The organism is Arthrobacter sp. 05L44, from assembly GCF_056397605.1.
In genome coordinates, this window is the sequence record NZ_JBFTNS010000015.1 from 1 (window position 1) to 4,719 (window position 4,719).

Here is a 4,719-nt window from a genome sequence, read left to right on the forward strand (position 1 = left end):
ACTTCGTCAGAATCTTCATCGTCAGAATCTTCATCGATGTGAATTAAGTCACCATCTTCAGCATCATCAAGCTGTAATTCTTTATGAATTTCCTTCAGTAAACCACCGTAGGAAATCAGGCGTTTATAAGCTAATGCTGTATCTAAATCTTTCACCGTTTGAACATTTTCTGGTGTCACTTTATTACCACGAATAACATCTGTATCCTTCACTGGATACTTAGAAACTTCAAAAATAGCATTTTGTTCAAGAATCACCTTTTTTACTTCCTCTTCAATTTCAACAAAATCCGATGATTCCATTTTAGGCTTCACCTTGGCCACATGAACAATCGGTGTATAATCCAATTTCATGGCACGCTGCCACATGCTTGTCCATTCAGATTGTTTAATATAATTCTTGGTAAAATAGTTTGTAGGAACAGCAAGCAACACATGGAAATGAGGGTGATATGTACCGTACCATTCGCTTTCTTTATCCCAGTTCCGAGTTACTTCCATTGCTCGAAAATATCCCTTAACTGACTTTTTGAATTTGGCATAACCAGCAAAACGATTCCAAGCCTTGGTCATCTGATCCATTGTCTCTTTCAGCTTGTCACCTTCGACATTCCGAACAGTCAACGTTAAGAAAACCCATTTTACTTTTTCACGTTCATTCAATGTTTGAATGATTTTTTTATTTTGAAAGGCAATCTTTAATGACCTTCGCCAGTTGCACATTGGACATAACCTCGCTTTGCAGAAATAGGCTTGATATAGTTTCAAACGACTATCCTTTATTTTGAACACTAAATAATTGCCGCAATCATACATACGCTCAGCTTTTTTCTTTAATGCTGCTATTTCATGATGTTCAGCCATCAGTAAAGAACGCTTTTTCTTACCTTTCCAATCTCGTTCTTTCCCTCGACTATCAGTATCTTTTAAAATCTTGATATCAGTATTCTCTTTACCTCTTGATTCACTAGGGTTACTCGTGCTATCATTTGAGTACAAATGCATAAATAAACCTCGCCTTCTGGTGAGGGTACAAAAAGCCCTCTATTTTGATTGAAATTCGACACTTTAATCATAGCAGAAGGCTTTTTCTCTGTCTACCCGACAAAACCCATTCAAACCCTTGAGGCTCTAAGGCGCACAATGATTTTCAGGCGCTTGAGTTGTTTCTATATGTATCAAGAGAAGTAGGAACTCAATTTCGCTTCGCAAAATTCCGTTCCAAAACCATAAAAAAAGACACCTTTCTAGGTGTCTTTTTTTATAATAAATGCCCAATCTAATTCAAGACCTCGAATGTATTTCAAAAAGTTTTTTACCGATGGTACACTATGCTGATTTTCAATTTTTGAAATCACACTTATTGTTAATCCACTTCTTTTAGCAAGTTCACTTTGCGATATTCCTTTCTTAACCCTATAATCCATTGCTGTCGCAAGAATCTCAGCATATGCAAGATCCATTTCGTCATCACTATTTCCTAATTCATGAATCTTACGCCAAGTAGACACATTCCTTCTTGTAGCCATAAAAATCATTCACTCCCTTTAGCGTTCCATGCCTCTATTTCTCTCTTGATTCAAATCCTTCTTGTGAACCTTCTCAAATTCGCCCCCAGGCACTTTTTCTTTCACCTTGTCTATTAACCCCTTAAAAACGTCTCTAAAGGCCATAGCGCCCTTTGTACGCTCTTTAACGAATTCTTTAGCACTTTTATAAATCGATTTAATTTCGGCCTTTAAATCGCTTATACGGGCTTCTAAAACGCTAATTTCATTTGTAGCCGACCTCAAGTGAGTTTTTAAACTTGCATTTTCCTTTTTCAACACTTCATTTTCGTTCATTTTATGACTGGCCAACTGGCGCAGCTTTTTATTTTCTTGCACCAGATCCGTCGTCTGCAAACGCTCATAATCTCGTTTGATTTGATACGCAGCTTTTATTTGCTCATGCATGTTCTTTAGTTCTTTAGGTGTCACAATAAAATTCTCGGTTTCCTGTTCAACAATTTCAGGTTTCCCAAACATTTTAGGTGTAACAGTTGTTTTAACCTCTTTGCCCTTTACACGAATTTTTATATCCCCATCATTCGGAAGTTTTTCGCTCAATGCTAAAAACTCCTTTTTTCTATCTCCAATCTCTTTTTCTAGTAAAGTACGGGTTTGGTCCAAATACTCTAACTCATTTTCTTTCTTTGCAACTTTCTTCTGAACTTCTTTGTATTCATGAATGTTTTCAATATTTTTCTCTTTCGTCTTGCCACTAGCACGCACAACGTCAAAGCCACGTTCTTGTAAAAATTTCGGCAAGGTATCGTGGATGTAATTAATTTTTGCTTTGTTCATTGCCACTCGTGCCTGCAATTTTCCGTTCTCTTTATTGACTGGCACAAAGTGCAAATGCATGTGAGGTGTCGTTTCGTCTTTATGTATTTTTCCACTCACTACATTCTCTTTCCCGAACTCCTTACAGAAAAATTCGTAGCACCCCTTAAAATAATCATCCGTTTTTTTCTCGCCCCATTTTTCAGCTTGCTCTTGAGGAACGGTCAAAATATTGGAATACATCACAACCGAATTTTTTTGCACTCTCGAACCAGTCTCTTTTAATTCGTCCACTCGCTGCTTTACTCTCTGATACAAATTTTTCTCTGACTCTACTAGATCATAATTATTTTTTGTACGCTCCAGATCAATGTCATCATTTCTAATTTCGCCTTTTCTTTCTTGCTCATTTTCTTTGCCTTTAACATCTGTGATTTGATTTTTTTGTGTATTCCAAGCCAACTCCATGTGACCGATGCACCCCCATACTCTGACAATTTTTATTGCCAAGAGTATAGCACGTTATACTCTTGTGACCAAGAGAACGTGCTCTGCGAGGCTGGTTGGCTACCGCCAAAGCATGCTGCAGCATGCAAAAGACCTTGAGGGTTTCGCCCCTCAAACTCACGACCAAGGTAGCACCTTGGATGGCATAAGCCTCCGGCGGTTTGAAACCCAGGTTTCAAAACTTCCGGCCCTCGCCGGTAGGCAGGAACAAACGGTGGTTTGTTCAATGCCAAGAGGGTTCGGGTGCAGCGAGGTAGTCAATCCAAATTCGCTCCTTATCCTCCCTTCGGTCCGGTATCGCAAATTTAGATTGACAACCGTCACGTGTCGCCCAAACCCTCTAGCAATAAAATAAAAGGAGAGGTTCTTTTCTTCTTCTTTCATTTACTCGACTCGCGACGATTCTTCTTACCTCTGGAGAGCGTCGCTTTTTCTTTTTTTCCAAAATAAAAAGAGTAGCAAATGCTACTCTTTTTATGTCTCGATATATTTACGGTCCCATGAAAGTGAAAGGTTGGCTATATTTCCAATCTCTTAATTCAAACCCGAAAGTATTTGTTATAACTCCATTTGCTCTTACTCTACATACATACTTTGATTCTTTCTCTGCAGTAATATCTTTAAGAACAATATTTGAAATAGCTATACCACCCTCTCTTTCATAACTCACTTGAGGAGATACATCAGTAATTTCCGCTCTATCATCACCACATTGTTTCATTTTTATATAAGGATATGTAGTCAAATAAGCTTTAGCTGTAGAGTCTATTAATTTTTTAGGTATTTTATATTCTCTCCATTCATGCCAACAAGAAGAAGAAGCTCTAGCAGTTAAAGATTTAGATTCTTCTAATCCCATTTCTTTAACTGCAGTTTCACGGTCAACATTAGCCCATTCCATATAATCTGAAATAACTTGTTCCTCTGAAACAACAGTATAAGGAAGTTCCCCAAGATCTTCTACACTAATATCAATAGCACCTTCATCACTTTCTAATTCTTGTGCAAAAACCGATGTATCTGTATTACCTAAAATTAAAAAACAAATCATAAATGTAAATAAAAATATTATTTTTTTTACCACAAAAACCCTCCTATGTAATATATTCACATATAAGGATACATCAGCTTCCATTAAAATGGAAGCTTGAAATAAAAGTTAATACAATAAAAACTTCAACCAAATATAAATCAAATAAAGTGCAGTTAATAAAATATTTAATTTTATTAAATTAGCAGCTGTTTTTTTACTAATAATATCAACTTTTAAAACTATTAGTATAAAAAGACCAAACAAAATCAAATAAATTAAAGCCCATATTAAAAAATCCATTTCATAACCTCATTTCTATAAATTTCATTTAATTCCAATAAACTACTTCTTAGAATATAATTATTTAACCCAACATGCCAATAGGCCATTACAAAGTGTTGGAATTAGAACACACATTTGAAACTAACTGAGGAACTTGTTGAATACCCTAGTTAAAAAACTAAAAGGAGTAGCGTTCGCTACTCCTTTGATCTTTCTTCCATTCGGTTTAACATTTCATTTCGCAACAAAGCAATATAGTCTTGTTCTTCTGGTGACCGCAGATAGATACGATTGTAGTGACTGTAGGTTTCCAGTAATTCTATATTAACCATTTCGCTTGGAGATTTCCGTTCCTTTTCCATGCTCAGCCCTCACTTTTAATCACGTAATTATTTAATCCAACATGCCAATAGGCCATCACATCAATAGCACCATTTGCCACTTCGTCAGAATCTTCATCGATGTGAATTAAGTCACCATCTTCAGCATCATCAAGCTGTAATTCTTTATGAATTTCCTTCAGTAAACCACCGTAGGAAATCAGGCGTTTATAAGCTAATGCTGTATCTAAATC

Annotated in this window: 5 protein-coding genes; all 5 read right to left on the reverse strand. The window is 36.3% G+C overall.

Features of this window, described 5'->3' with window-relative positions; translation table 11 throughout:
• The coding region (locus tag AC1DHY_RS15675; RefSeq protein WP_476903896.1) for a protein rep at positions 1-1,004 on the reverse strand (1,004 nt) is incomplete at its 3' end.
• 242 nt (positions 1,005-1,246) lie between these two features.
• On the reverse strand, positions 1,247-1,537 hold the full coding sequence (locus AC1DHY_RS15680; RefSeq protein WP_476903897.1) for a helix-turn-helix domain-containing protein: 291 nt from the start codon (positions 1,535-1,537) through the stop codon (positions 1,247-1,249).
• A gap of 9 nt (positions 1,538-1,546) precedes the next feature.
• Entirely contained in the window at positions 1,547-2,833 is a 1,287-nt protein-coding gene (mobV, locus tag AC1DHY_RS15685; RefSeq protein ID WP_476903898.1) for a MobV family relaxase, read from the reverse strand.
• Between the two features lie 487 nt (positions 2,834-3,320).
• A complete protein-coding gene (locus tag AC1DHY_RS15690; protein WP_476903899.1) occupies positions 3,321-3,965 on the reverse strand; it encodes a hypothetical protein in 645 nt (214 codons plus the stop codon).
• A gap of 544 nt (positions 3,966-4,509) precedes the next feature.
• A partial coding sequence (locus tag AC1DHY_RS15695; protein WP_476903900.1) for a protein rep occupies positions 4,510-4,719 on the reverse strand: 210 nt, incomplete at its 5' end.